4 pseudogenes are annotated in these 1529 nt (G+C 43.4%); 3 read left to right on the forward strand and 1 reads right to left on the reverse strand.

What is annotated here, in order from left to right:
• From ACOCD9_RS06965 to ACOCD9_RS06975, 3 pseudogenes are all read left to right on the forward strand, one after another.
• Positions 1-184: pseudogene (locus ACOCD9_RS06965) on the forward strand (IS5/IS1182 family transposase); the annotation flags it as partial.
• A 2-nt stretch (positions 185-186) separates the two neighbouring features.
• A pseudogene (locus tag ACOCD9_RS06970) lies at positions 187-528 on the forward strand (transposase family protein); the annotation flags it as partial.
• Positions 529-804: 276 nt separating this feature from the next.
• Positions 805-855, forward strand: a pseudogene (locus ACOCD9_RS06975) (hypothetical protein); the annotation flags it as partial.
• A 553-nt stretch (positions 856-1408) separates the two neighbouring features.
• On the opposite strand, the pseudogene ACOCD9_RS06980 reads toward ACOCD9_RS06975, so the two are convergent.
• A pseudogene (locus tag ACOCD9_RS06980) lies at positions 1409-1529 on the reverse strand (IS5/IS1182 family transposase); the annotation flags it as partial.

Genomic DNA, 1529 nt, shown 5'->3' on the forward strand with positions numbered 1-1529 from the left:
TGTTAGGAAAGTAGAGAATATTCTCATCAAATCAGGTCTGTTTAATCTACCTGGAAAAAAAGCCCTCTTAGAAAGTAATAGTGAAATAGAAGTAATAGTGGTGGATGTGTCAGAACAGGAGATAGAAAGACCCAAAAAAAACAGAAATCATGCTATAGTGGCAAGCAGGGATACCACACATTAAAGTCGCAAGTCGTTGCCGATCAAAAAAGCGAGCAGGTAATCTGTGTCCGTTGTGAGAAAGGAAGAGTCCATGATTTTCGACTGTGGAAAGAGAGCAAAATAAGGTTAAATAAGGAAATAGAAATATTAGGGGATAAAGGCTATCAAGGAATTCAGAAGCTCCATCAAAACAGTCAAATTCCTCATAAAAAAAAGAAAAAAGAAAAACTAAGTAAAGAGCCAAAAAAAGCCAATCGTCAGTTATCACAACGGCGCATAGTTATAGAACATATTCATCGTCGTCTCAAAATATTTCGGATACTTTCATCAAGAGACCTCTTGCATAAATCCGAAAACAAACGATAGAAATAATAATGGGAGGGACTTTCAGTTAATTATTTATTAGTAGTTGATAATCTTCAAAAATGTTGCTGTACAAGGATCGACTTAAGACTTTTGCAAGAGGTCTAAGATACAGAAATCGCAGACGGCGATTTGGTCTGAGATTGAATTTGATTGCTGGTATCTACAATTACGAACTTCGTTACCGACAAAAGGATATATCTTGATTACTTTTGCAAGAGATCTAATGAAAAATCCATCCCAGCAGCCGAGCAATTACGGGTGTTGGTGGCGACGGATGTGTTGAGTGAGGGGCAAAACTTGCAAGATTGTGCCATCATTCTCAACTACGACTTGCCCTGGGCGATTATTCGTCTGATTCAGCGGGCAGGACGGGTAGACCGGATTGGGCAGCAGGCGGACGAAATTCTCTGCTATTCGTTTTTGCCTGCGGAGGGGGTGGAGCGGCTGATTAACCTGCGGGGACGTTTGCGCGACCGCCTGAACGAAAATCAAGAAGTGGTAGGCACCGATGAAGCCTTTTTTGAGGACGAACAAGCGCGGGAGATGCTGCTAAATCTTTATAATGAGCGATCGGGGGTGCTGGATGAAGCCGACGAAGGGGAGGTGGATCTAACCTCCGAGGCGTTGCAGATCTGGCAAAGTGCGATCGATGCCAACCCTGCCCTGAAAGGGATGATCGAAAAATTGCCCGATGTGGTGTACTCCACACGGGAGCATGAATCTACAGTATCTGATCCAGAGGGTGTGTTGTTGTACCTCCGCACGGATAGCGGCACCGATGCTTTGGCATGGGTGGACAAAGACGGCAACAGTGTTACCCAGTCTCAGATGCGGATTCTCCGTATGGCGCGATGCAGCATTAGATCTCTTGCAAAAGTAATCAAGATATATCCTTTTGTCGGTAACGAAGTTCGTAATTGTAGATACCAGCAATCAAATTCAATCTCAGACCAAATCGCCGTCTGCGATTTCTGTATCTTGATGAAAGTATCCGAAATATT

The organism is Microcystis sp. (genome assembly GCF_048564745.1).
In the GTDB taxonomy this organism is placed as follows: Bacteria; Cyanobacteriota; Cyanobacteriia; order Cyanobacteriales; family Microcystaceae; genus Microcystis; species Microcystis ichthyoblabe_A.